Here is a 22,685-nt window from a genome sequence, read left to right as displayed (position 1 = left end):
GGCGACTTCTCAGTCGCCTTAAAAACTAGTTTTGCAACGCCGCCTTCTGCGTCGTGACAATGGATTCGATACCCCCCCGGGCCAATGCCAGCAGGGTGAGGAGTTCTTCATGGGTGAACGGCTCGCCTTCCGCCGTACCCTGCACCTCAATGATGCGGCCATCTTCGGTCATCACCACGTTCATATCGGTTTCCGCCGCGGAATCTTCAACGTATTCCAGATCGCAAATCGCTTCGCCATTCACGATGCCTACGGAGACCGCCGCCACCATTCCTTTCATCGGGTTGGTTTTCAGCTTACCGGCCGCGACCAGCTTATTCAGCGCATCGGCCAGCGCCACGCAGGCTCCGGTGATAGACGCGGTACGGGTGCCACCGTCTGCCTGCAGCACATCGCAGTCCAGAGTGATGGTGAACTCACCCAGCGCTTTCAGGTCAACCGCAGCGCGCAGCGCACGCGCGATCAGGCGCTGGATTTCCATGGTGCGTCCGCCCTGCTTACCTTTTGCGGCTTCACGCGCGTTACGCGTGTGGGTAGAACGCGGCAGCATGCCGTATTCGGCGGTGATCCACCCCTGGCCCTGGCCTTTCAGAAAGCGCGGCACGCCTTCATCAATAGAAGCGGTGCACAATACTTTCGTGTCACCAAATTCGACCAGCACGGAGCCTTCTGCGTGTTTTGTGTAGTTACGGGTCAGGGTTACTGGGCGCACTTGATTAGCGCTACGGCCTGCTGGACGCATGATGTTCTCCGGCTTGAAACGAATGTGGCTGCGCATTATACGGATAATGCGCGCTTATTCCTATCCTGATAAGGCCTCGAAAGCTATAATCCACCCCACTCTCCTTTAAAAACAGGAACGTCTATGATCCGCAGTATGACCGCCTACGCCCGGCGTGAAATCAAGGGTGAATGGGGTAGCGCCGCGTGGGAACTGCGCTCGGTAAACCAACGATATCTGGAAACCTACTTCCGCCTGCCGGAGCAGTTCCGTAGCCTGGAGCCCGTGGTGCGTGAACGTATTCGCTCCCGTCTGACCCGCGGTAAAGTCGAATGTACCCTGCGTTTTGAGCAGGACCCGAGCGCGCAGGGTGAGCTGATCCTTAACGAAAAACTGGCAAAGCAGCTGGTTAACGCCGCCAACTGGGTCAAAATGCAGAGCGACGAAGGCGAAATCAATCCGGTAGATATTCTGCGCTGGCCTGGCGTGATGTCGGCCCATGAACAGGATCTGGACGCCATTGCCGCCGAAATTCTGGGCGCGTTGAACGGTGCGCTGGATGACTTTATCGTCGCCCGCGAAACCGAAGGCCAGGCGCTGAAAGCGCTGATCGAACAGCGTCTCGACGGCGTGACGGCCGAGGTGGCTAAAGTACGTGCCCATATGCCGGAAATTTTGCAGTGGCAGCGCGAGCGTCTGGTTGCCAAGCTGGAAGATGCGGAAGTGCAGCTGGAAAACAACCGTCTCGAGCAGGAGCTGGTGCTGATGGCGCAGCGTATAGACGTCGCCGAAGAGCTGGATCGTCTGGAAGCGCACGTGAAAGAGACGTGGAATATCCTGAAGAAGAAAGAAGCGGTCGGTCGCCGCCTCGACTTTATGATGCAGGAGTTCAACCGCGAGTCGAACACCCTGGCGTCTAAATCAATCAATGCCGAAGTGACGAACTCCGCCATTGAGCTGAAGGTGCTGATCGAACAAATGCGCGAGCAGATCCAGAACATCGAGTAACGGTTTTTCGCTCGCCAACCCACGCACGGACAGAAGGCCATGGTAAATCATGGCCTTTTATTTTCGCTGCGTTTCAGAAGGCGTAGTTCTTATCCAATATCCGGCAGGTTAAAAATGCCCCTGCGGCGCACAGCAGCGTGGGGGCCAGATAGCTGTGATCCATGTGGGTGAACTCCATCACCAGCGCGACCGCTGTGAGCGGCATCTGCATGGATGCGGCGAGAAACGCCGCCGCGCCGACGAGAGCAAAACTGCCGTAATCTCCGCCGGGAAGCAGCTGTTGCCAGAGCATACACAGCAGCAGGCTGGTCAGGCCGCCGACCGCCAGCCCCGGCGTCAGCAGGCCGCCCTCCGCGCCGCCGCGCAGCACCGCCAGAATCACCACCATTTTTAGCGCCAGCAGCATCGCCGCCCTGGGGAAACCCAGTTCATCGCTGAGAGCCAGCTGCATAGGCCCTTTACCGTTTCCCGGAAGCTGGGGGAAATAGAGGCTGAGGGCGGCAAGCAGGGAAAACGCCAGCAGACAGAAAACCGGCATCTGCCAGTTGCTTCGAACGCGCGAGCGGGCCGTGCTGGTCGCTTTGCGAAAGAGCCAGGCCCCGGCGCCAAGAATGGGGCCGGCGATAATCGCCCACCAGAGAAATGAATGCGGCAGGATGTCGGAAGTAAAATGGTATTGCGATTCCTCGCCTAACCCGAGCGTTGCCGTCCACGCGGCAATCGCCGAGGTGATAATCGCCGCCAGCGTTTTTTCCCAGCTAAACGACAGCAGCATTACCTCAAGGCTGAATAACGCACCGGCCAGCGGAACGTTATACACCGCCGCCAGGCCCGCACCGGCGCCGCAGGCAACCAGCGTTCGGGTTTCATCCGCCAGCAGTCCCAGCTTACGCGCCACCATCCCAGCCCCCAGCGCGCCCATTTCCCGCGGAGCGACTTCGCGGCCAAGCGGAGAGCCCAGCGCCACGGTGACGATTTGCAACAGGGCATGAATCGTTGTAGTACCCGCAGGCATTGCCACCGAAGGATTTGCCACCGCTGACGCTATTGAGACTCGCTTCTGCCCATAGCGCCCAAGGAGCCACCAGCCGAATCCTGCGATGGCTCCCCCCGCGACGATTGCCGAGAGGCGACGAGGCCAGGATGAATCCGTGACGCCCTGTAGAAATGACTCCGCGCTCACGATCTGCCCGGGGCTGTAGCCAAAGGCCAGGTGCTGAATCGCGTGTAAAATCAGCGCCAGAACCATGCCTGACAGGCCGGCAAGTAGCCCCGTCAGCACAACGGCAATCAGGCGGGTGAGATAGTTTTTATTGCCAGCTGCTGCAGTCATTTTCTCAGGCCCTGAAGGAGGAAAATAAAAGGATAAAGGTCGAGAGTTAAACAACAGGTATTCATCGCGTTTTCAATATCGATACGCATCGACGGCTTTCACATTACTTTTTATAATCACTAAAAATGAACAAATGACAAATGAACCGTTAAATTCAGCAGATTTAAACCTATCACGCATTAGTTTAATCAGGTCAAATGCATTCACTTTAGAAAATCTCAATCGTGATGTTGCGCACAAATCGTTAACCTTCCGCCATCACCGTGGGGGATTTATGCTGCTTCATATTCTTTATCTGATTGGGATTACGGCGGAAGCCATGACCGGCGCGCTGGCTGCCGGGCGCCGCCGTATGGATACGTTTGGCGTCATTATCATTGCCACCGCGACGGCCCTCGGAGGCGGTTCAGTGCGCGATATTCTGCTCGGCCACTACCCTCTGGGCTGGGTGCAGCACCCCGAGTACGTCATTATTGTCGCCATTGCTGCGGTCCTGACCACGATTGCCGCGCCGGTGATGCCGCATCTGCGCCGCCTGTTTCTGGTGCTTGATGCGCTCGGCCTGATCGTGTTCTCTATTATTGGCGCCCAGATCGCGCTGGATATGGGCCAGGGCCCGGTCATCGCCTCCATTGCCGCCGTCATCACCGGCGTTTTTGGCGGCGTGCTGCGCGATATGTTCTGCAAGCGTATCCCGCTGGTGTTCCAGAAAGAGCTTTACGCCGGAGTGTCATTCGCCGCCGCGATTTTATACATCGCGCTTCAGCATTACGTCAGCAACCACGATGTGGTGGTGATCTCCACCCTGCTGTTCGGCTTTACCGCCCGCATGCTGGCGCTGCGCTGGAAGCTGGGCCTGCCGGTATTTAACTACAACCATAGCGCACATTAATGCTTTCAGAATCCCGGAACGCGTTGCCCGCTTAGCCACTTCGCCAGTGCGGCAACATCCGGGTGATGTAAGAACGTCACCAGCTGCCGCGCTCTTTCCGCCCCGATCCCCGGCAGGCGCCGCCACTGCTCTTCGTTTCGCTCCTGCATCCGTCGCCAGTCATCCTCCTTCAGCCGGGCAAACGCCGTCTTCGGTATAGGGACTCCCATCGCCTGGATCCAGCGCAGAAAAGGCCGTTCGCGCGCAAGATTGAACTGGTGCCACAGCCTCTGCCCGCGCAGCGTCGAGACCCCCGGTATGGCTTGCAGCCGCTCCGGCGTAAACGCCAGCCATGAAAAGAGATGCTCCATGCTGCGCGCGTCATGCAGGGACCGCCATAGCGCTTCTCCCACGCCGTCAATATCAAGAACCGATCGGGATGAGAGCCAGACCAGCCGCGAAAGAAACTGTTCCGCACACTCGGGCGTGGCAAAATAGCAGGTTAAAGCATTGAAACGCGCCGCCGGTGGCTGGGGTTTATTACGCTGAGCCGTGCGCCAGACGACCGAATCGATGCGCGGTATCCCCTGCCCGGCAAGGCTGATTTGCAGCTGGTCGCCAATACCGATATCCAGATTGTACCAGCGGGATACCGAACCGACGCTCACCCGCTGCACGCGCTTATCGTCCAGCATCTGCGGTTCCAGATGCGCCACCACGGCTATTTTACCGCTGCGCCCGACGCTAAAGCTGATACGGCGAACCTCCATGACGCGCGAGGCGGGCGGGTATTTCCAGGCGATGACCCAATCGCCCTGACCCGGAACCCAGAAGCGCCCGGGAGATGCTTTTTCCCGCCGCACTACGACGCCATCGCTGACAAAAGGCAGCGGTGAAGTGAACCAGCGCTGGCGCCACTGTTCAACCTGCTGCGCATCCGCGACAGGGTGCGAAAAAAGCGCGCTGTAAAGAAAGCCGCCCTGCCGCAGCAGCGCCAGCCGCTGTTTCATATCCTGCGGCCCATCGGGCCATGCCCAGATAAAAAGACCCAGCTGATTAAGATCCGCCGCAGCCTGCTGGCGCATCATCATGCCGGCAACTTTTGCCCGCGCGTTCATGCCGCCCATCTGCTTTTGCACGTGCCCCTCGCGGAGCAGGAACAGCTCACCCTGTAGAACGCTATTCGCCAGTACGCCGTCAGAGACTTTAGGCACGGAGGGGATCTGCAAGACCCTGGCCGTCCAGTCTTCCCCGGCCAGGCCATTACCCCGGCTTATCGCCTGGGTCAGACGCCCCTGCCGATACACGAGCGTGACCGCGACGCCATCAACTTTAGGCTGCACCCACAGGCCGGATTGACCGCGCATCCAGCGCGCCACGTCGGCTTGATTTGCCAGTTTACGCACGCCGGTGTGCGCCACCGGATGTCTGGCCTCCCCTTTTAGGGGAGGAGACGCGTCGTGAGCGGGAGCCTCGCCGGTGAAGCAGCGCCGCCAGTACGCCAGCCGCTCCGCAAGCTGGTCATAGACCTCATCGCTTACCGTACTGCTCCCCTGCTGCCAGTAGGCGTTTTTCCATTCCGTTATCTGCTGGCTGAGACGTTCAATCTCCCGATCGGCCCTGGCCTGCGGCCATGCGGGGCAGGCTGCCTGCCCGTCTCCCACCAGCATCCACAGCACCAGCGCCCAGACTCCATTTTGCATCGCGATGCCCTCCTGTTTTCTCGTCGCCGATTGTGCCGCAGGCGTATTTTCGTCCGCGAGGAGGGATTTTTAACGCTGCGAGCAGGCATCCAGGTTTTCTGCGTTGTTTCTGCAACGCCCGGAGAAATCAGGGAAACGGCAAGCAAAATGAAAGAAAGAACGCAAAAAGTGTGACAGGGACTGCGTCACGCGGTGCCGCCGTGTATAATAGGCTCGTATGTAAGCTCTATTTCGACCACCACATACAAAAGACACTCATGGCTCAAGGCACGCTTTATATTGTTTCCGCCCCTAGCGGCGCGGGTAAATCCAGCCTGATTCAGGCTTTATTAAAAACCCAACCGTTGTACGACTCTCAGGTTTCTGTTTCGCATACCACGCGCGCTCCGCGCCCGGGTGAAGTGCACGGTGAACACTATTTCTTTGTGAATCACGACGAATTCAGGACGATGATTGGCAGAGACGCTTTTCTTGAACATGCAGAAGTCTTTGGCAACTATTACGGCACCTCGCGCGAAGCTATCGAGCAGGTACTGGCGACCGGCGTCGACGTCTTCCTTGATATCGACTGGCAGGGCGCGCAGCAAATCCGCAACAGAATGCCCGGCGCGCGCAGCATTTTTATCCTGCCGCCGTCAAAAGATGAGCTTGATCGTCGCCTGCGCGGCCGCGGTCAGGACAGCGAAGAGGTTATCGCAAAACGTATGGCGCAGGCAGTTGCAGAAATGAGCCATTACGCGGAGTATGATTACCTGATTGTGAATGATGATTTTGATACCGCGCTGAGCGATCTGAAAATTATTATTCGCGCCGAACGTCTGCGCATGAGCCGCCAAAAGCAGCGACATGGCGCTTTAATCACCAAACTGTTGGCAGACTGAACCCACATTCAGTATCATGCCCAGTCATTTCTTCACCTGTGGAGCATTTTAAGTATGGCACGCGTAACTGTTCAGGACGCTGTAGAGAAAATTGGTAACCGTTTTGACCTGGTACTGGTCGCCGCGCGTCGCGCTCGTCAGATGCAGGTAGGCGGAAAGGATCCGCTGGTACCGGAAGAAAACGATAAAACTACCGTTATCGCACTGCGCGAAATCGAAGAAGGTCTGATCAACAACAAGATCCTCGACGTTCGTGAGCGCCAGGAACAGCAAGAGCAGGAAGCCGCTGAATTACAAGCCGTTACCGCTATTGCTGAAGGTCGTCGTTAATCACACTGCGGGTCGCCCTTGTATCTGTTTGAAAGCCTGAATCAGCTGATTCAAAACTACCTGCCCGAAGAGCAAATTAAACGTCTTCGGCAGGCTTATCTCGTTGCACGTGACGCTCACGAGGGCCAGACACGTTCAAGCGGTGAACCCTATATCACGCACCCGGTAGCGGTAGCCTGTATCCTGGCCGAGATGAAACTCGACCATGAAACGCTGATGGCCGCTCTGCTGCACGACGTGATAGAAGATACCCCCGCCACCTACCAGGACATGGAGCAGCTTTTCGGTAAAAGCGTTGCTGAACTGGTAGAGGGGGTGTCAAAACTTGATAAGCTTAAGTTTCGCGACAAGAAAGAGGCCCAGGCTGAAAACTTTCGCAAAATGATTATGGCGATGGTGCAGGATATCCGCGTCATCCTTATCAAGCTCGCTGACCGCACCCATAATATGCGCACGCTGGGCTCATTGCGCCCGGACAAGCGCCGCCGCATCGCCCGCGAAACGCTGGAAATCTACAGCCCTCTGGCGCACCGTTTAGGTATCCATCACATCAAAACCGAGCTCGAAGAGCTGGGCTTTGAGGCGCTGTATCCTAACCGCTACCGCGTCATTAAAGAGGTGGTTAAAGCGGCGCGCGGCAACCGTAAGGAGATGATTCAAAAGATCCTCTCCGAAATCGAAGGGCGCCTGCAGGAAGCGGGAATTCCCTGTCGCGTTAGCGGTCGCGAAAAGCATTTGTACTCCATCTACTGCAAGATGGTGCTCAAAGAGCAGCGCTTTCACTCGATTATGGATATCTACGCTTTCCGCGTGATTGTCCATGATTCCGACACCTGCTACCGCGTGCTTGGCCAGATGCACAGCCTTTACAAGCCGCGTCCGGGTCGCGTCAAAGACTATATTGCCATTCCAAAGGCGAACGGCTATCAATCTTTGCACACCTCGATGATCGGCCCGCACGGCGTCCCGGTTGAGGTACAAATTCGTACCGAAGACATGGACCAGATGGCGGAAATGGGGGTGGCGGCGCACTGGGCTTATAAAGAGCACGGCGGCGAGAGCAGCACCACGGCGCAAATCCGCGCCCAGCGCTGGATGCAGAGCCTGCTGGAGCTCCAGCAGAGCGCCGGTAGTTCATTTGAATTTATTGAGAGCGTGAAATCCGATCTGTTCCCGGATGAAATTTACGTTTTCACCCCGGAAGGGCGCATTGTCGAACTGCCCGCCGGCGCGACGCCGGTGGATTTCGCCTACGCGGTGCATACCGACATCGGCCATGCCTGCGTCGGCGCCCGCGTCGACCGCCAGCCGTATCCGCTGTCGCAGTCGCTCTCCAGCGGCCAGACGGTGGAAATCATCACCGCGCCGGGCGCACGTCCGAACGCCGCATGGCTGAACTTTGTCGTCAGCTCGAAAGCGCGCGCCAAAATTCGCCAGCTGCTGAAAAACCTTAAGCGCGACGACTCCGTAAGCCTCGGGCGCCGCCTGCTCAATCACGCCCTCGGCGGTAGCCGCAAGCTGGCCGAGATCCCGCCAGAGAACATTCAGCGTGAACTTGAGCGCATGAAGCTGACCACGCTTGACGATCTGCTGGCCGAAATCGGCCTCGGCAACGCCATGAGCGTCGTGGTAGCAAAAAACCTGCAGCAGGGTGAAACCACCGCCGTGCCTGTACAGCCAGCGCCTGTCGGCCATAATCATCTGCCGATTAAAGGCGCGGATGGCGTGCTGATCACCTTCGCCAAATGCTGCCGTCCGATCCCCGGTGACCCGATTATCGCGCACGTCAGCCCGGGCAAAGGCCTGGTTATTCACCATGAGTCCTGTCGTAACATTCGCGGCTATCAGAAAGAGCCGGAGAAATTTATGGCGGTCGAGTGGGACAAAGAGACGGCGCAGGAATTTATCACCGAAATCAAGGTGGATATGTTCAACCATCAGGGTGCCCTGGCGAATCTTACCGCGGCGATCAACACCGCTTCTTCCAATATTCAAAGCCTGAATACGGAAGAGAAAGATGGCCGCGTTTACAGCGCCTTTATTCGCCTTACCGCGCGCGACCGCGTGCATCTGGCGAATATCATGCGCAAAATTCGCGTCATGCCGGATGTAATAAAAGTCACCCGTAACCGAAACTAGCTCTTCCACAAAATCATTCGAATTGCGTCAAGGCGGCAAGCGAATGACAAATCTGCCGGGAGCAGATTTGAACGCTGCTTACAGCGGCCCGGTAAGGGGCAAGGCCCAAGAATGGGCCGCGTAATCCGCAGCGATTAAAGAGTCATTCGAAGGATGGAAGTATCATGAATTTACAGCGTTATGCGCGTATCTGCGAGATGCTCGCCAGGCGCCAGCCTGACCTGACAGTCTGCATGGAGCAGGTCCATAAGCCTCATAACGTCTCTGCGGTCATTCGTACCGCAGACGCCGTTGGCGTGCATGAAGTGCACGCCATCTGGCCCGGTAGCCGTATGCGTACCATGGCCTCCGCGGCCGCCGGCAGCAATAGCTGGGTGCAGGTCAAAACCCACCGTACTATTGGCGAGGCCGTCACCCATTTAAAAGGCCAGGGCATGCAGATCCTGGCGACCCATCTCTCTGATAACGCCGTCGATTTCCGTGAAATCGACTATACCCGTCCCACCTGTATCCTGATGGGGCAGGAGAAAACCGGCATTACGCAGGAAGCGTTAGACCTGGCGGACCAGGACATCATCATTCCGATGATTGGCATGGTGCAGTCGCTGAACGTTTCCGTCGCCTCAGCGCTTATCCTCTACGAAGCCCAGCGCCAGCGGCAGAACGCCGGCATGTACCGGCGCGAGAACAGTATGCTGCCGGAAGAAGACCAGCAGCGCCTGCTGTTTGAAGGCGGCTATCCGGTGCTGGCGAAGGTTGCTAAACGCAAGGGACTTCCCTACCCCCACGTCAACGAGCAGGGCGAAGTCGAAGCCGATGCCGCGTGGTGGGCCACCATGCAGGCGGCGAAGTAATCATGCAGGGCCGTCTGCTGGATGCGGTGCCGCTCAATTCCCTGACGGGCGTTGGCGCGGCCCAGAGCAGTAAGCTGGCAAAAATCGGCCTGCATACGGTACAGGATCTGCTTCTGCACCTGCCGCTACGCTACGAAGACCGCACCCATCTGTATCACATCGGCGAACTGCTGCCCGGCGTTTACGCCACCGTTGAAGGCGAAGTCCTCAACTGCAACATCACTTTCGGCGGCCGCCGGATGATGACCTGCCAGATAAGCGACGGCTCCGGCATCCTCACCATGCGCTTTTTTAACTTCAGCGCGGCGATGAAAAATAGCCTGGCAACCGGGCGCCGCGTGCTGGCCTACGGTGAGGCGAAGCGCGGTAAGCACGGGGCGGAGATGATCCATCCGGAATATCGGGTTCAGGGCGACATGAGTACCCCTGATTTACAGGAAACGCTGACCCCGGTATATCCCACCACCGAAGGCATCAAGCAGGCTACGCTGCGTAAGCTCACCGACCAGGCGCTGGAGCTGCTTGAAACCTGCGCGATCGCCGAGCTGCTGCCGCCTGAGCTGGCGCAGGGGATGATGAGTCTGCCGGACGCCTTGCGCACGCTGCATCGCCCGCCGCCCACGTTACAGCTTAGTGAGCTGGAAAGCGGCAAACATCCGGCTCAGCAGCGCTTAATTCTGGAAGAGCTGCTGGCGCATAACCTCAGCATGCTGGCGCTGCGGGCAGGCGCCCAGCGCTATCACGCCCTCGCGCTCAGCGCTAACGACACGCTAAAAGATAAGCTGCTGGCCTCCCTCCCCTTTACGCCGACCGGCGCGCAGGCGCGCGTCACGGCTGAAATCGAGCGCGATATGGCGCTGGACGTGCCGATGATGCGTCTGGTGCAGGGGGACGTGGGCTCCGGTAAAACCCTGGTCGCCGCGCTTGCCGCCCTGCGCGCCATCGCCCACGGCAAACAGGTAGCGCTGATGGCGCCGACCGAGCTGCTGGCTGAACAGCACGCCAATAACTTCCGCAGCTGGTTCGAACCGCTGGGCGTTGAGGTGGGCTGGCTGGCTGGCAAACAAAAAGGCAAAGCGCGCCTGGCGCAGCAGGAGGCTATCGCCAGCGGACAGGTACAGATGATTGTCGGCACCCACGCCATCTTTCAGGAGCAGGTCCAGTTTAACGGCCTCGCGTTGGTGATTATCGACGAGCAGCACCGTTTTGGCGTCCATCAGCGGCTGGCGCTGTGGGAGAAAGGGCAACAGCAGGGATTTCACCCGCACCAGCTGATTATGACCGCCACGCCGATTCCGCGCACCCTGGCGATGACCGCATATGCCGACCTCGACACCTCGGTCATCGATGAACTGCCGCCGGGCCGAACGCCGGTTACGACGGTGGCCATTCCGGATACGCGACGCAGCGATATTATTGACCGCGTACGTCACGCCTGCACTCACGAAGGTCGCCAGGCCTACTGGGTTTGTACGCTGATTGAAGAGTCGGATCTGCTGGAAGCTCAGGCGGCGGAAGCCACCTGGGAAGAGCTGAAGCTCGCCCTGCCGGAGCTGAATATCGGCCTGGTGCACGGGCGTATGAAATCCGCCGAGAAGCAGGCGGTAATGAGCGCGTTCAAGCAGGGCGAGCTGCATCTGCTGGTCGCCACCACGGTGATTGAAGTCGGCGTGGACGTGCCCAACTCCAGCCTGATGATCATCGAAAACCCGGAGCGTCTGGGGCTGGCGCAGCTGCACCAGCTCCGAGGGCGCGTCGGGCGCGGTGCGGTAGCCTCCCACTGCGTGCTGCTCTATAAATCGCCGCTGTCAAAAACCGCCCAGAAGCGCCTGCAGGTTCTGCGTGATAGCAATGACGGTTTCGTCATCGCCCAAAAAGACCTGGAAATTCGCGGCCCCGGCGAGCTGCTCGGCACCCGTCAGACCGGCAACGCTGAATTTAAAGTCGCGGACTTATTGCGCGATCAGGCCATGATCCCGGAAGTTCAGCGCATCGCCCGCCATATTCACGAACGCTATCCCCAGCAGGCACAGGCGCTGATAGAGCGCTGGATGCCGGAAACCGAACGCTATTCCAACGCGTAGCGCGAACGTCATCTCGCCACGCTGCGCATAATTTTTATTCAGATGAGTGGATTATGAAACGAGAACTGGCCATCGAATTTTCGCGCGTCACCGAAGCCGCCGCGCTGGCAGGCTACAAATGGTTAGGCCGCGGTGATAAAAATACCGCCGACGGCGCCGCCGTCAACGCCATGCGCATTATGCTCAACCTGATCAACATCGACGGCACTATCGTGATTGGCGAAGGCGAAATCGACGAAGCGCCGATGCTGTACATTGGCGAGCGCGTCGGTACCGGCCACGGCGATGCGGTAGATATCGCCGTCGATCCCATCGAAGGCACCCGCATGACGGCGATGGGCCAGGCGAACGCGCTGGCGGTCATGGCGGTAGGCGATAAGGGCTGTTTCCTGAATGCGCCAGATATGTACATGGAAAAGCTGATTGTCGGCCCGGGAGCAAAGGGCACCATCGATCTGAACCTGCCGCTGGCGGAAAACCTGCATAATATCGCCCGCGCGCTGAATAAGCCGCTGAGTGAATTAACGGTCACCATCTTAGCCAAGCCGCGCCATGACGACGTCATTGTTGAGCTGCAAAAGCTGGGCGTGCGCGTATTCGCCATCCCCGACGGCGACGTTGCCGCCTCTATTCTGACCTGCATGCCGGACAGCGAAGTTGACGTCATGTACGGTATCGGCGGCGCGCCGGAAGGCGTCGTTTCCGCTGCGGTGATCCGCGCGCTGGACGGCGATATGAACGGCCGTCTGCTGGCGCGTCACCACGTGAAGGGCGACAGCGAAGAGAACCGCCGCATCGGCGAAAACGAGCTGGCACGCTGTCAGGCGATGGGCATTGAAGCAGGCAAAGTGCTGCGCCTGGACGATATGGCGCGCAGCGACAACGTGGTTTTCTCGGCAACCGGCATCACCAAGGGCGATCTGCTGGACGGTATCACCCGTAAAGGCAATATGGCCACCACCGAAACCCTGCTGATCCGCGGTAAATCCCGCACCATCCGCCGTATTCAATCGATTCATTATCTCGATCGCAAAGACCCGGATATTCAGCTGCACATCCTGTAAAAACATTTGATCAATAGAGCTTTCCAGCCTTTTCGGGCTGGAAATCTGCTCTCGTCGCGGTGAAGATACGTTAACAGGATTGAGAGGAGAGTCGCTATGGCAAACTGGGTTACGGGCAAAGTGGTAAAAGTACAGAACTGGACTGATGCACTGTTTAGCCTCACCGTTCACGCGCCGGTTGCGCCCTTCACCGCTGGGCAGTTTGCCAAACTGGGGCTGGACGTAGACGGAGAACGCGTGCAGCGCGCCTATTCCTACGTCAACGCCCCCAGCAACCCCGATCTTGAGTTCTATCTGGTGACGGTTCCGGAGGGCAAGCTCAGCCCGCGGCTGGCGGCTCTGAAGCCGGGCGATGAAGTCCAGGTGGTCAGCGAAGCCGCCGGTTTCTTCGTGCTGGAAGAGGTACCGGATTGCGACACCCTATGGATGCTCGCCACCGGCACGGCGATTGGCCCGTACCTGTCAATTCTGGAAGAAGGGAAGGACCTGGATCGCTTTAAAAACCTGGTACTGGTGCACGCCGCGCGCTATGCCGCCGACCTCAGCTATCTGCCGCAGATGCAGGCGCTGGAAGCGCGCTATGCGGGCAAACTGCGCATCCAGTCGGTCGTGAGCCGGGAAACCGCGCCGGGCATGCTCACGGGACGTATCCCGTTCCTGATTGAAACCGGCGCGCTGGAAGAGGCCGTCGGCCTGCCGATGAACGCCGAGAGCAGCCACGTCATGCTGTGCGGTAACCCGCAGATGGTGCGCGACACCCAGCAGCTGCTGAAAGAGACCCGGCAGATGAGCAAGCACCTGCGTCGCCGGCCGGGTCATATGACCGCCGAACACTACTGGTAATCAGGATTCCGCTTTCCAGCGCACGTCCAGCGTCTCTTTACCAAATTTATTCGCGCCCTGGGTACCGACAAACGCGCCCAGGTCGATCAGCATCATGACGATAATCAGCGTCGGTATAAACCGCCCGACGCCCCACTGCCAGACCCCAGGCAGCATCGACCAGTTGCCCGCCAGCAGCATCCACGCCAGAATCATCAGCAGCGCCCAGAGCCCGGATTTACCCCGATCGTGCAGGCGTTTAATGGTCACCGCCGCCGTCGGCCACAGCAGACACACCAGAATAAAAGCCGCCGTCTGTAAATTGAGTAGGTTACTACCGGCCAGCGTGAACAGCGCGCTCATGGTCATTATCCAGATAGCGATCCAGATCCAGAAGTCGCGACGTCCAATCCGCCCTTTAATTGAGAATAGCCACTGCTGTAGGGTCATGTTTTATTCCTTATCATCATCACCGACGTAGTTTACCCTGAAGGCGTGACTTTTTGACAAGCGTGACGGTTCTCGTTTTAATCGTCAGCAGATAAAAAAAGGGAAGATGGGCATGAAGAAGTGGGCAACCTTATGTTTAATTGGGCTGGCGGCATTATCCGTCGGCCAAAAAGCGTTGTCCGCCGAGTCAGACGCCAGCGCTACGGCGCCCTATCTTCTCTCCGGCGCGCCGGCCTTTGATATTTCCATCAGCGAGTTTCGGGAAAAATTCAACAACGATAACCCGAAGCTATCGCTCAATGAATTTCGCGCCGTCGCCGCCAGCAAAGACCAGGCAAACCTGACCCGCGCCGCCACGAAGATCAATGAGAACCTTTACGCGTCGACCGCGCTTGAACGCGGCACGCTCAAAATTAAATCGATGCAGATCACCTGGCTACCGATTCAGGGGCCGCAGCAGAAAGCGGCGAAAGCGAGAGCCCAGGAGTATATGAGCGCCGTGATGCGCGCGTTCGTACCCACGCTCAGCCTGACGCAAAGCCAGCAGAAGCTGCAGAAACTGCTGACCGCCGGAAAAGGCAAACGTTACTTCTCCGAAACGGAAGGTGCTGTGCGCTATGTAGTGGCGGACAACGGCGAAAAGGGGCTGACCTTCGCTGTTGAACCGATTAAGCTGGCGCTATCTGAAACGCTGGAAAACAACAATAAATGACAAAAAGCAAAGCCTTTCCAGTGATGAATCTCTATACTGTTTCACAGACCATGCTGCCCGCGGGGGCGGCTATATTCCTTAATTCGCTTTAAAGCGTGGAGAATAAAAATGCGACATCCTTTAGTGATGGGTAACTGGAAACTGAACGGCAGCCGCCACATGGTAAACGAACTGGTCGCGAACCTGCGTACCGAACTGGCTGGCGTAACCGGGTGTGCAGTTGCCATTGCTCCGCCTGAGATGTACATCGACCTGGCTAAACAAGCCGCTGCGGGCAGCCACATTCACCTGGGCGCGCAGAACGTTGACCTGAACCTGTCCGGCGCGTTCACTGGCGAAACCTCTGCCGAAATGCTGAAAGACATCGGCGCTGAATACATCATCATCGGCCACTCCGAGCGCCGTACCTACCACAAAGAGTCCGACGAGTTTATCGCCAGGAAATTCGCGGTACTGAAAGAGCAGGGTCTGATCCCGGTTCTGTGCATCGGTGAAACCGAAGCGGAAAACGAAGCGGGCAAAACGGAAGAAGTGTGCGCGCGTCAGATCGACGCCGTTCTGAAAACCCAGGGCGCGGCGGCGTTCGAAGGCGCGGTTATCGCTTACGAACCCGTATGGGCGATCGGTACCGGCAAATCCGCTACCCCGGCTCAGGCTCAGGCGGTGCACAAATTCATTCGCGACCACATCGCTAAAGCTGATGCGAAAGTGGCTGAACAAGTGATCATCCAGTACGGCGGTTCCGTTAACGCGGGCAACGCAGCAGAGCTGTTCACCCAGCCGGACATCGACGGCGCGCTGGTTGGCGGCGCATCCCTGAAAGCTGACGCTTTCGCGGTGATCGTTAAAGCAGCAGAAGCCGCGAAAAAAGCGTAATTCGCTTTAAAGGCTATCCCCGGTCGTGCTTCGCAACCGGGGCTACTGACCAGAAATCTGCAATATTTGTGGCCCGGCTCAGCACAGCGCAAGCCGGGTTTTTTTACCTCGCTACAGTTTCCCCAACGCCTGATACCACAGGTAGTCCAGCGGCAGCAGAATCAAATAGCTTACCGCCGCCAGCGCGATACACAGCAGCATTCCCGCCCGCGCAGGCACTTTCCCTAGCCCCATTGCCACCACAATCGGTGACGCCTGATACGGCAGCAGCGGCGTGGAGTACCCCAGCACCTGAATCATAATCACGCTCAGCAGCGGGAAGCCGGTGGCATCGGAGAAGCTCTGCGCGAAGGTGGTATACAGCGCCGGTACGCCGTTAGCGGTCATGATAAAGTTCAGCGCGCTGGTAATGCCGGTCAATGCGAGAAAGCTGGTAAACGGGCTCTCTTTATCCAGCGGCATAATCTGCAGCAGGGCATTCCCCACCACGCCGCCGATACCGGTTTGCGTCACGGTGATAGCCAGCCCCAAAATCCCGGCGACGTAAATACAGGTGCGGATATTAACGCCGCTGGAAAACTCCTCGCCGCTGATAAAACCGACCCGCGGCAGCAGCGTTATCACCGCCGCCGCCAGCCCCGTCCAGGCCGGCCCCACGCCGTGCCAGCTCTCCGTCACCCAGAGCGTCAGCACTACCACCAGCAGCCACGCCAGGCGCTTCTCATCGCGGCTCATCGGCGGCAGCGGCGTCATGTCGCGCGGCGGGTGCGGTTTTCCGGGAAACAGCCAGCATATCAGGGCGATCAGCACAGCCCCTTTGAGCCAGCCGAGCACCGGCGTATGCAGCAGTAAATAGGGAAGATAATTCAAATGGATACCATACGATCCCTCCGCCGCGCCGCTCATCACCAGATTCGGGACGTTGGCGGGCAGGATGGTGGCAGACAGCTGGAAGGTCCCGAACCCCACCGCCAGCGCCAGGCCAAACCACGGGCGCGTCCCCTCTTCAATGCCGGCACGCCTGGCCATTGCCGCCACAATCGGCATCAGCAGCGCGATACGCCCCATATTGGACGGCATCACAAACGCCAGCGCATAGCTGAGCAGCACCACACTGCCGACCATCAGCGGCCAGGAGTCGGTCAGCCGTGACGAGAGCGACCGGGCCGCCCTGTCCGCCAGCCCGGTTTTGCGTATGGCGATCCCCAGCACAAATCCGCTGAACACCAGCCAGAACGCCGATGAGGCAAAGCCGCCGAAAATGACCTCCGGCGGCGCGATTTTGGCGATCATCGCTGCGGCAAAAAACAGCAGCGCAGTCATAAACTCCGGCAGTAGCGAAGTCGCCCAGAGGAGAATAGTGATGCCGACGATGATAGAAGGAAGGAACAGAGGGTGGGACAACCAGAGCGACATACCTGTCTCCTGTCGATTTTTTCAGCAAGAATACGACGGACAATAAGACAGGTAAACGCCAGATATGGTGGGGTTATTGCAGGATTGCGCAGCTATGATCCTGAATCTCTTCCGCCGATGCGCGATTAAGCGTTAGCAGGTTACGCTCGGTGGCCAGCAGCACCAGCGAGCCATCGCTCTGCTTTGCCATCGCCAGCGCAAAACGGCCCATATGTTCACGCGCTTCCGGCACCTCTTCGGCCAGCATCAGGAACGGGCTGCGCTGCGCCAGCTCCGTTTCAGTGACCCGACGCGCCAGATATTCGTGGCCCAGTAGTCCACCGGGCAGCGGCAACCAGCGGCTGCTGATAGCGGGCGCGTCCTTGTCCAGCTGGGTACGGACATCGGGACGCAGGCAGGAGATATGGATATGGAAATGATTTTGCGTGCGTCCGCTGCGCGAGTTGATGGTCAAGGAGACCGCGTCATCCGATACGGCGGAACCACGATGCTGGCTCATGATTTCGCGCCCCTGCCAGGCCTGCCAGAAGAAGTTCGGCGTCAGGGGATTAAGCAGCAGCGGACTTTCGGTGCCGTTAATACGGTAAGTCGGCATCAGCAGATACTGCAGCGGGCCATTGCGGTCTTTAAACAGCACATAGCCGCCCTTGAGGTTCACTTCCGCACAGGGCGCGGGATTCTGGTGCTGCTGTTGATTGGGGACGCACTGTTGCAGAACAATTTTGCGCAACGCATCAGGGTTGCCGGAATGAAGCCAGTAGTAGCCGCCGGCTATCGCCGCCACAACGACCACCAGCAGCGCTAATAAAAGGTATCGTACTCTTCGCATTATTTTTTCCTGTCTCAGCCAGAAACGGAAGAGTAACGCAGTTTGATGACCAAATGAAAACAGGAAGAGGTTCGGTGTGTTTTCCCGGAGGCGGCGCTACCAGACTTCTCAGCCCCGGGTCGCGGCTTACGTCTGTCCGGGCGACAAGAGTTGTATCCCCGCTAAGCGCAGCGCAAGCGGGGATAAGGAGAGGCTATTTAACGCTGGTTTATCTGGTCGAAGGTGCCGCCGTTGGAAAAGTGCTCTTTCTGCGCTTTCGTCCAGCCGCCAAACACGTCATCGATGGTGAACAGCTTCAGTTTCGGGAACTCATTCGCGTATTTTTTCGCTATCTCAGGATCGCGCGGACGATAGAAGTTCTTCGCCGCAATCTCCTGGCCTTCCGGCGAGTAGAGGTACTTCAGATACGCTTCCGCCACCTGGCGAGTGCCCTTCTTGTCGACCACTTTATCCACCACGGAAACCGTCGGCTCGGCGAGAATCGATTCGCTCGGGGTCACGATCTCAAATTTGTCTTTACCCAGTTCGTTGGTCGCCAGCAGGGCTTCGTTTTCCCAGGCAATCAGCACATCGCCGATCCCACGTTCCACGAAGGTGTTGGTCGCACCACGGGCGCCGGAATCCAGCACTTCGACGTTCTTAAACAGCGCTTTTACGAACTCTTGCGCCTTCGCCTGATCGCCATTGTTCTGGTGAAGGGCATAGCCCCATGCCGCCAGATAGTTCCAGCGCGCGCCGCCGGAGCTTTTCGGGTTCGGGGTAATCACCGACACGCCCGGTTTAATCAGGTCGTTCCAGTCGTGAATCTGCTTCGGGTTGCCTTTGCGTACGAGGAACACGATGGTTGAGGTATACGGTGCGGAGTTATCCGGCAGACGCTTCAGCCAGTTTTTGTCGATTCGGCCACGCTCGGCAATCGCATCGACGTCATAGGCCAGCGCAAGGGTCACCACGTCGGCTTCAATGCCGTTGATCACCGAGGTCGCCTGTTTGCCAGAGCCGCCGTGGGACTGACGAATCACCACGTTGTCGCCGGTTTCTTGTTTCCAGTGCGCGCTAAAGGCTTTGTTGTACTGTTCGTACAGCTCGCGCGTTGGATCGTAAGAAACGTTTAATAGTTGAATGTCTTTTGCCAGAACGCTGGCGGATGCCAGCAACAGAGTTAACCCCACGCCCCACTTATTCATCGCACCGCTCTCTTTATATAGTGTTGTGATGGATTAAGCGTGCCAGAAAGCGGACTAATGATTAAAGAATAAAAAAAGATTGGCTATAACTTGTGAGTATATAGAGCGGGGGAGAGTTTGCCCCCTCCCGAACGGGAGGGGGCGGGAAGCATCAGACTTCTTCCATGCGGCCCAGCAGCGCCTGCAGACGATCCTGCCAGCCCTGCTGCTGTTCTTTCAGCTGACCGTTTTCACGCTCAAGCTCTTCACGGCTGTGCTGCGCGCTCTGTACTTCCTGCGCCAGCGTGTTGTTCTTCTCTTTCAGCTCTTCGATTTCCATCTGTAACAGAGTGATGGTATCAATCGCCTGCTGAACTTTAGATTCTAATTTCTCAAACACTTCTAATGACATCGTCATACCTCTCCTGAACTTGCAAGGCGTTGATAGAAACCGTCCGTTTCGTATACGCGTTGACGCCTTAACGAAAATTAGCGCACTACAGTGGTGATGTAGTCGATTGTATGAAGCCCCGCCTCCCCTGTCCAGCGACAACCCGCGTAGATTGCGGTTTGCAACACTTTTCAGCCTTTACCTGGTCCGTTCGCCGCTTTTACCCGGTACTTTTTCGTAATTGTTAATCAACACGTAAAAAAATGTGCGGTGAAACGCTCCCGCAAAAGGCCGAACACGCGTTTATGGCGCGAAAACGCTCATTTTCTTGACGTGGTACACACATTTGAATTTCGATATTTCTCGTTTTTGTTCGTTAACGATAAATTAACACTATGCCTACATGGCAGCGTGGTCGCCTGCGACCTTCACACATACAATAATCATCACTACGCTTCAGGATTCGATTATGAGCCAAACATCAACACTAAAAGGCCAGTGCATCGCAGAGTTCCTCGGTACCGGGTTGTTGATCTTTTTCGGCGTTGGGTGCGTCGCTGCGCTTAAGGTCGCGGGAGCCAGCTTCGGTCAGTGGGAAATCAGCATCATCTGGGGTCTGGGCGTCGCCATGGCGATTTACCTGACCGCAGGGGTTTCCGGTGCGCACCTTAACCCGGCGGTCACCATCGCGCTGTGGCTGTTCGCCTGCTTTGACGGTCGTAAAGTTGTTCCATTTATCGTTGCGCAATTCGCTGGCGCCTTTTGCGCTGCGGCTTTAGTTTACGGGCTTTATTACAATCTTTTCTTCGATTTCGAACATACCCACAATATGGTGCGCGGTAGCGTCGAAAGTCTCGAGCTGGCAGGCATTTTCTCCACCTATCCGAATCCGCATATCAATTTTGTGCAGGCCTTCGCGGTAGAAATGGTGATTACCGCTATCCTGATGGGCGTCATTCTGGCGCTGACCGACGATGGTAACGGCGTGCCGCGTGGCCCGCTGGCGCCGCTGCTGATTGGTCTGCTGATCGCCGTCATCGGCGCATCCATGGGCCCGCTGACCGGCTTCGCCATGAACCCGGCGCGTGATATCGGACCGAAAGCCTTCGCCTGGCTGGCAGGCTGGGGCAACGTCGCCTTCACCGGCGGCAAAGATATTCCTTATTTCCTGGTGCCGCTGTGTGCGCCAATCGTCGGTGCTGCGCTGGGCGCATTCTGCTACCGCAAGCTGATTGGCCGCCACCTGCCTTGCGACACCTGCGTCGTCGAAGAGAAAGAAGCTGCATCCCCCTCTACGACGCAACACAAAGCTTCGCTGTAATCTGACTACGGAACTCATACTATGACCGACAAAAAATATATCGTAGCGCTCGACCAGGGCACCACCAGCTCCCGCGCCGTGGTAATGGATCACGATGCCAATATCGTCAGCGTCTCTCAGCGAGAATTCGAACAAATTTATCCGCGTCCAGGCTGGGTTGAACACGACCCGATGGAGATCTGGGCATCGCAAAGCTCTACGCTGGTCGAAGTGCTGGCAAAAGCCGATATCAGCTCCGATGAAATCGCGGCGATCGGCATCACCAACCAGCGTGAAACCGCCATCGTGTGGGAGCGCGAAACCGGGAAGCCGATTTATAACGCCATCGTCTGGCAGTGCCGCCGTACCGCCGAGATCTGCGAACAGCTCAAGCGCGACGGCATGGAAGAGTACATCCGCAAGGCCACCGGCCTGGTGGTTGACCCCTACTTCTCCGGCACCAAAGTGAAGTGGATCCTCGACCACGTCGAAGGCGCGCGCGAACGCGCTAAACGCGGCGAGCTGCTGTTCGGTACCGTAGACACCTGGCTTATCTGGAAAATGACCCAGGGACGCGTTCACGTAACCGACTACACTAACGCCTCGCGTACCATGCTGTTTAATATCCACGAGCTGGACTGGGACGACAAAATGCTCGACGCGCTGGATATCCCGCGCGCCATGCTGCCGGAAGTGCGCAAATCTTCCGAAGTGTACGGCCAGACCAACATCGGCGGTAAGGGCGGGACGCGTATTCCGATCGCCGGCATCGCGGGCGACCAGCAGGCGGCGCTGTTCGGCCAGCTGTGCGTGAAAGAGGGGATGGCGAAAAACACCTACGGTACCGGCTGCTTTATGCTGATGAATACCGGCGAGAAAGCGGTGACGTCAACGCACGGCCTGCTGACGACTATCGCCTGCGGCCCGCGCGGTGAGGTGAACTATGCGCTGGAAGGCGCGGTGTTTATGGCTGGCGCCTCTATTCAGTGGCTGCGCGATGAGATGAAGCTGATTAGCGACGCGTTCGATTCCGAATATTTCGCCACCAAAGTGAAGGATACCAACGGCGTGTACGTCGTTCCGGCGTTTACCGGCCTCGGCGCCCCGTACTGGGACCCGTATGCCCGCGGCGCGATCTTCGGCCTGACCCGCGGCGTGAACTCCAACCATATTATTCGCGCCACCCTGGAGTCGATTGCCTATCAGACCCGCGACGTGCTGGAAGCGATGCAGGCTGACTCCGGGATCCGTCTGCACGCCCTGCGCGTTGACGGCGGCGCGGTCGCCAACAACTTCCTGATGCAGTTCCAGTCCGATATTCTCGGCACCCGCGTGGAACGCCCGGAAGTCCGCGAAGTCACCGCGCTGGGCGCAGCCTATCTGGCCGGTCTGGCGGTCGGTTTCTGGCAAAACCTGGATGAACTGCAGGAGAAAGCGGTCATCGAACGCGAGTTCCGTCCGGGGATTGAAACCACCGAGCGTAACTATCGCTACAGCGGCTGGAAGAAAGCGGTAAAACGCGCGCTGGCGTGGGAAGAGCACGACGAAGCGTAAGATGGGGGAAGTATTCCCGGCTGGCGGCGTAAACGCCTTAGCCGGGCTACACAGCCCGCAGACCGCACACCCCCGTAGCCCTGCTAAGCGCGGCGCGAGCCGGGGGGAAACCCCGTCGATGTATAAATCCCGGGGTATCCCCGGGTTGCGGCGTAAACGCCTTACCCGGGCTACCGCCCGC

General features: G+C 58.0%; 22 protein-coding genes. 14 read left to right on the top strand and 8 right to left on the bottom strand.

The features are described 5' to 3' along the window. Positions 1–25: 25 nt before the first annotated feature. A complete protein-coding gene (gene rph / locus SIK97_RS15010; protein ID WP_004106921.1) occupies positions 26–742 on the bottom strand; it encodes a ribonuclease PH in 717 nt (238 codons plus the stop codon). Positions 743–865: 123 nt separating this feature from the next. Between rph and SIK97_RS15005 the strand changes: the two genes are divergently transcribed. Further along, complete coding sequence (locus tag SIK97_RS15005; protein WP_004126669.1) at positions 866–1,729, top strand: YicC/YloC family endoribonuclease; 864 nt, start codon at positions 866–868, stop codon at positions 1,727–1,729. Between the two features lie 73 nt (positions 1,730–1,802). On the opposite strand, the gene SIK97_RS15000 is transcribed toward SIK97_RS15005, so the two are convergent. After that, complete coding sequence (locus SIK97_RS15000; RefSeq protein WP_047722818.1) at positions 1,803–3,062, bottom strand: chloride channel protein; 1,260 nt, start codon at positions 3,060–3,062, stop codon at positions 1,803–1,805. 274 nt (positions 3,063–3,336) lie between these two features. On the opposite strand from SIK97_RS15000, the gene SIK97_RS14995 reads away from it, so the two are divergent. Next, on the top strand, positions 3,337–3,954 hold the full coding sequence (locus SIK97_RS14995) for a trimeric intracellular cation channel family protein (RefSeq protein ID WP_014227255.1): 618 nt from the start codon (positions 3,337–3,339) through the stop codon (positions 3,952–3,954). A gap of 5 nt (positions 3,955–3,959) precedes the next feature. On the opposite strand, the gene ligB is transcribed toward SIK97_RS14995, so the two are convergent. Next, entirely contained in the window at positions 3,960–5,636 is a 1,677-nt protein-coding gene (ligB, locus tag SIK97_RS14990; RefSeq protein ID WP_047722817.1) for an NAD-dependent DNA ligase LigB, read from the bottom strand. A 257-nt stretch (positions 5,637–5,893) separates the two neighbouring features. On the opposite strand from ligB, the gene gmk reads away from it, so the two are divergent. The 7 genes from gmk to fpr all read left to right on the top strand — a co-directional run bounded on the left by gmk (position 5,894) and on the right by fpr (position 13,831). After that, on the top strand, positions 5,894–6,517 hold the full coding sequence (gene gmk, locus SIK97_RS14985; RefSeq protein WP_004126677.1) for a guanylate kinase: 624 nt from the start codon (positions 5,894–5,896) through the stop codon (positions 6,515–6,517). Between the two features lie 54 nt (positions 6,518–6,571). After that, a complete protein-coding gene (gene rpoZ / locus SIK97_RS14980) occupies positions 6,572–6,847 on the top strand; it encodes a DNA-directed RNA polymerase subunit omega (RefSeq protein WP_004106927.1) in 276 nt (91 codons plus the stop codon). Between the two features lie 18 nt (positions 6,848–6,865). Next, the gene (spoT, locus tag SIK97_RS14975) at positions 6,866–8,986 is read left to right on the top strand and encodes a bifunctional GTP diphosphokinase/guanosine-3',5'-bis pyrophosphate 3'-pyrophosphohydrolase (RefSeq protein ID WP_004855514.1); all 2,121 of its coding nucleotides are present in this window, start codon (positions 6,866–6,868) and stop codon (positions 8,984–8,986) included. Positions 8,987–9,150: 164 nt separating this feature from the next. Continuing rightward, positions 9,151–9,840, top strand: coding sequence for a tRNA (guanosine(18)-2'-O)-methyltransferase TrmH (gene trmH, locus SIK97_RS14970; protein WP_004855515.1), 690 nt, complete (start codon positions 9,151–9,153; stop codon positions 9,838–9,840). 2 nt (positions 9,841–9,842) lie between these two features. Beyond that, the gene (gene recG / locus SIK97_RS14965; protein WP_047722816.1) at positions 9,843–11,924 is read left to right on the top strand and encodes an ATP-dependent DNA helicase RecG; all 2,082 of its coding nucleotides are present in this window, start codon (positions 9,843–9,845) and stop codon (positions 11,922–11,924) included. A 53-nt stretch (positions 11,925–11,977) separates the two neighbouring features. Continuing rightward, positions 11,978–12,988: a class II fructose-bisphosphatase gene (gene glpX / locus SIK97_RS14960; RefSeq protein WP_014227259.1), complete on the top strand. Its 1,011-nt coding sequence runs from the start codon at positions 11,978–11,980 to the stop codon at positions 12,986–12,988. A 96-nt stretch (positions 12,989–13,084) separates the two neighbouring features. Continuing rightward, a complete protein-coding gene (fpr, locus tag SIK97_RS14955) occupies positions 13,085–13,831 on the top strand; it encodes a ferredoxin--NADP(+) reductase (RefSeq protein WP_014227260.1) in 747 nt (248 codons plus the stop codon). Here fpr and SIK97_RS14950 read toward each other — a convergent pair whose 3' ends face one another. Next, positions 13,832–14,260, bottom strand: coding sequence for a DUF805 domain-containing protein (locus SIK97_RS14950; protein ID WP_004126694.1), 429 nt, complete (start codon positions 14,258–14,260; stop codon positions 13,832–13,834). Positions 14,261–14,372: 112 nt separating this feature from the next. On the opposite strand from SIK97_RS14950, the gene SIK97_RS14945 reads away from it, so the two are divergent. Together SIK97_RS14945 and tpiA are read left to right on the top strand one after the other, a co-directional pair. Further along, entirely contained in the window at positions 14,373–14,972 is a 600-nt protein-coding gene (locus SIK97_RS14945; protein WP_004855520.1) for a DUF1454 family protein, read from the top strand. Positions 14,973–15,080: 108 nt separating this feature from the next. Next, positions 15,081–15,848, top strand: coding sequence for a triose-phosphate isomerase (gene tpiA, locus SIK97_RS14940; RefSeq protein ID WP_004855521.1), 768 nt, complete (start codon positions 15,081–15,083; stop codon positions 15,846–15,848). 111 nt (positions 15,849–15,959) lie between these two features. On the opposite strand, the gene SIK97_RS14935 is transcribed toward tpiA, so the two are convergent. The 4 genes from SIK97_RS14935 to zapB form a co-directional block, all read right to left on the bottom strand. Further along, positions 15,960–17,264 (bottom strand): SLC13 family permease, encoded by a 1,305-nt coding sequence (locus SIK97_RS14935; RefSeq protein ID WP_014227261.1) that lies wholly within the window; start codon positions 17,262–17,264, stop codon positions 15,960–15,962. 73 nt (positions 17,265–17,337) lie between these two features. Further along, positions 17,338–18,093, bottom strand: coding sequence for a CDP-diacylglycerol diphosphatase (locus tag SIK97_RS14930; protein WP_047722814.1), 756 nt, complete (start codon positions 18,091–18,093; stop codon positions 17,338–17,340). 197 nt (positions 18,094–18,290) lie between these two features. Next, complete coding sequence (locus SIK97_RS14925) at positions 18,291–19,280, bottom strand: sulfate ABC transporter substrate-binding protein (RefSeq protein ID WP_004126718.1); 990 nt, start codon at positions 19,278–19,280, stop codon at positions 18,291–18,293. A gap of 151 nt (positions 19,281–19,431) precedes the next feature. Continuing rightward, positions 19,432–19,677: a septal ring assembly protein ZapB gene (gene zapB, locus SIK97_RS14920; RefSeq protein ID WP_009652751.1), complete on the bottom strand. Its 246-nt coding sequence runs from the start codon at positions 19,675–19,677 to the stop codon at positions 19,432–19,434. 442 nt (positions 19,678–20,119) lie between these two features. Here zapB and SIK97_RS14915 point away from each other — a divergent pair, with 442 nt between their 5' ends. The 3 genes from SIK97_RS14915 to SIK97_RS14905 all read left to right on the top strand — a co-directional run. Beyond that, complete coding sequence (locus SIK97_RS14915; RefSeq protein WP_004855525.1) at positions 20,120–20,971, top strand: MIP/aquaporin family protein; 852 nt, start codon at positions 20,120–20,122, stop codon at positions 20,969–20,971. 21 nt (positions 20,972–20,992) lie between these two features. Beyond that, positions 20,993–22,504 (top strand): glycerol kinase GlpK, encoded by a 1,512-nt coding sequence (gene glpK / locus SIK97_RS14910; protein ID WP_004126722.1) that lies wholly within the window; start codon positions 20,993–20,995, stop codon positions 22,502–22,504. 1 nt (position 22,505) lies between these two features. Beyond that, on the top strand, positions 22,506–22,685 hold a 180-nt coding region (locus SIK97_RS14905; RefSeq protein ID WP_319610938.1), incomplete at its 3' end, for a hypothetical protein.

Origin of the sequence: Klebsiella sp. JN_Kp126 (assembly GCF_033843325.1) — a bacterium.
Taxonomy (GTDB): domain Bacteria; phylum Pseudomonadota; class Gammaproteobacteria; order Enterobacterales; family Enterobacteriaceae; genus Klebsiella; species Klebsiella michiganensis.
The sequence above is the reverse complement of the archived record's forward strand: the minus strand, read 5'-3'. Positions and strand labels throughout refer to the sequence as shown.